General features: G+C 37.3%; 3 protein-coding genes. 2 read left to right on the top strand and 1 reads right to left on the bottom strand.

Annotated features, from left to right (window positions below; genetic code table 11):
• Positions 1 to 1,032: 4-alpha-glucanotransferase (malQ, locus tag PLK24_RS05705; RefSeq protein WP_324477151.1), on the top strand; the 1,032-nt coding region annotated here is incomplete at its 5' end.
• Between the two features lie 13 nt (positions 1,033 to 1,045).
• Positions 1,046 to 2,152 carry a uroporphyrinogen decarboxylase family protein gene (locus PLK24_RS05700; protein WP_324477150.1) on the top strand — a complete coding sequence of 369 codons (1,107 nt, stop codon included), beginning with the start codon at positions 1,046 to 1,048 and terminating at the stop codon, positions 2,150 to 2,152.
• 17 nt (positions 2,153 to 2,169) lie between these two features.
• Here the strand turns inward: PLK24_RS05700 and PLK24_RS05695 are convergent, their stop codons facing one another.
• Positions 2,170 to 2,961 carry a carbon-nitrogen hydrolase family protein gene (locus PLK24_RS05695; protein WP_324477148.1) on the bottom strand — a complete coding sequence of 264 codons (792 nt, stop codon included), beginning with the start codon at positions 2,959 to 2,961 and terminating at the stop codon, positions 2,170 to 2,172.
• Positions 2,962 to 3,238: the final 277 nt, after the last annotated feature.

Genomic DNA, 3,238 nt, shown 5'->3' with positions numbered 1-3,238 from the left:
GATGAAGAGGCTGTCGCTCAATTTATTAATAAAAATCATGAGGAAGTTAATTATTTTTTGTTTTTACAGTGGCTCATGGAGATCTATCTGAAAACCTATTTTCAGTTGTCGAATATGCTGGCTTTTGACCTGCCAGTGGGAACTTCTCCAACCGGTATTGAGTCATGGCTTAATCAGGACCTATTTGTATTTTCTCAGCGAGTCGGAGCTCCCCCCGATGATTTTTCTCCGGCTGGTCAGAACTGGGGATTTCCACCGGTGAATCCATGGAAGGATAGGGAGAAACATTACTCTCATTTTATATCACTTATTCAAGCGAATATGAAATACTGTTCTTTTCTTCGCATCGATCATATTATGGGATTGTATCGTTTATTTTGGATTCCCGAAGGATGTGATCCAAAACATGGAACCTATGTTCGATCTTTTTTCCAGGACTTATTAGGAATTGTTGCTCTCGAAAGCCATCGTCGACAAGTAATTGTTATAGGCGAAGACTTGGGGACAGTTCCTCCTCAGGTAAGAGAAGCCATGAAAGCTTATAAAATTCTTTCTACTCGAGTCCTCTATTTTGAGAGTGACCATAAGGGTTTTATCCCAGCGCCAGAATGTTATCCAAGGGAAACCATGGTGACTATTGGAACCCACGATATGCCTCCCTTGAAAGCATTTTTAGAAGGGAAAGATATCGATTTAAGAGAAAAATTAAATTTATTTACTCCGGAGGAAGCGGCTGAACAATATCAGATTCGCCAACATAGAATACAAGAAATAAAAAGTAAGCTAATGGAGTGGGGGTATTGGCGGGAAACTGATACCTTTGAGGATTTACTTGAAGCTATCCTTCTCTATCTATCTAAAACTTCTTCGACATTGAAAATTGTCAATTTGGATGATTTAATAGAAAGTGATGTTCAACTGAATATACCGGGAACCATTAACGAATATCCGAATTGGCGTCACCGGTTATTGGTTGGTTGTGATGAATTAGAAAGTAAAATCCAAAAAATGGCATTAATTTTTAAATTATAAAGGAAAAGTTTTCATGAGAATTATTGAGTTTATTCAAAAGAAAGAAGCTCAGCCGGATTTTCAACAATTTATCGAGGTTGTTACCAAGAAAAGAAAACCGGCTAAAGTTCATCAAGTTGAACTATTGATTGATCAGGAAATTATCTCGGCAATCAGTCAGAAATATTTTTTAGAAGAAATGGTACCACTCACTTCTCAAACTCAAAGGCAGTATATCCAACAATATGTTAACTGGTGGTATCGAATGGGCTATGATTACACCATGATTATCGATATACCTGGAATTGGTTTGGAGTTTCCATCACAGATGAGAAAAACCGATGATACAGCTTATTTGTCGAGGGGAGCCAGGAACTGGGTAGAAGAGAAGAAAGGGATTATAGCCAATTGGGAGAATTTTGAAAACTACCCCTGGCCAGATCCTGAAGATATTGATTTGTCACCTTATCTTCTTGCTCAAGAAGAAATGCCTGAAGGGATGAAGCTTTTAGTTGCCGGAAGTAGTGGATTGTTAGAAGTAGTGAGTGAAAATTTATTGGGAATTGAGAATATGAGTTATTTGTTATTCGATGAGCCGGATTTGGTCGAGGCGGTATTTGAAAAAGTGGGCAATATTATGTATCGCTTTTATCTTCGACTTTCCGACTTAGAAGGGATTGGTGGATTTTTTCAAGGTGATGATATGGGATTTAAAACTTCAACCATGCTATCTCCGGCTTTTTTAAAAAAATACGTCCTTCCCTGGCATAAAAAAGTTTGTGAATTGGCTCATTTGAAAGGGAAAATCTACTTCCTTCATTCCTGTGGGCAATTAAAACCCATTATGGATGACCTTATTAACTGGGTGGGCATTGACGCTTTTCATTCGTTTCAGGAAGAAGTAATATCAGTGGTTAAATATAAAAAGGAATATGGATCGCGAACTGGTGTCCTCGGCGGCGTGGATTTGGACAAATTAGTTCGATGCAATGAATTGGAGCTCCGTAACTATGTTCGATTGATCCTGCAAAAGTGTCAAAATACGGGAGGTTACGCTCTGGGTTCAGGAAATTCGATAGCTAATTATGTTCCTATAAACAATTATCTTATTATGCTTGATGAAGGATTGGTTTACGAATAGGTGTATAGTTTATTATTTTAAGTGTACAGGCGGTTATAAGTACTTTTTTGCCGATCCTCAAAAACCGGTATCAGATGCCGTAATTCATCTACGCTACTTAGGTCGATAGTTGAGGATATAACCATTTCCTCCATGAGATTGGCTTGGCTGATGATTTGTCCGTGAGGATTAACGATTATACTTGCTCCATGGGATTGATGGTATTCAGTTTGGAGAATTTCGTCAGCTCCACAAACATACATAAAGTTATCCAAAGCCCGTGAACAAACTGATAATTTCCAGTGTTCGATATCTCGTGCCAACCAAGCGGTAGGGACCAGAGCAATACGAGCTCCTTTAAGAGCTAAAATTCGAGCAACTTCGGGGAAACGAGTATCGTAACAGATCCACATTGCTATTTTGCCGAATTCTGTATCAAAAACTGGATAATCACTACCATGAGTAAAAATTTCAGCCTCTGTTGACCAAAGGTGGACTTTTCGATATACTCCGATTTTTCCATCGGGATAAAACAAAACTGAAGAGTTGAATAGTTTATCTTTTAATCTTTCGGCAATACCGACAACCAAATAAATTCCGGAAAATTTACTGGCTTCGCTGAGGAGTTGAAATGAGTTGCCACCCTGTGCTTCTGCTTTGGATGCTACTAATTTAGGATCATATCCCTGAACACAAAGCTCTGGAAAAACCATAATATCAACTTTGAGTTCTTTTCCTTTTTCGATAAAATTGCTAATAGTTTCTAAATTCCTTTTAACGTTACCCAATACCGGTTTAAATTGAACACAAGCTACCTTAGGCTGGTTCATAGAAATCCCCTTTCCGGTAATATTATTCAAATTATTATATCATTTAATGAATATTGTTTTAAGGTTGTATAATAATAAAAAAAGAACATTAAGGGATTTATCTTTAAAATTTTTTCTAATAATTATCAGCTTGAGCAGGTGGGTTTCTTGGTCGATGTTGCACTTATCAATTGTTTAAGTATCAAAGCTGTTGCAGGGCTTATCTTTATAAAAATAAATAGATTTTTTGTTTCTTACCCTTGACATCAACTCAACCTTTGGATATATTTATTCAGGC

This window comes from Atribacter sp., assembly GCF_035418125.1.
Lineage (GTDB): Bacteria > Atribacterota > Atribacteria > Atribacterales > Atribacteraceae > Atribacter > Atribacter allofermentans.
Note: the sequence above shows the minus strand (reverse complement) of the source record. Positions and strands in the feature narration are given on the sequence as shown.

Bases quoted from the DNA above. Each gene is read 5' to 3' on its own strand.
- PLK24_RS05700 (WP_324477150.1), top strand. From the start codon at position 1,046: ATGAGAATTATTGAGTTTATTCAAAAGAAAGAAGCTCAGCCGGATTTT.
- PLK24_RS05695 (WP_324477148.1), bottom strand. From the start codon at position 2,961: ATGAACCAGCCTAAGGTAGCTTGTGTTCAATTTAAACCGGTATTGGGT.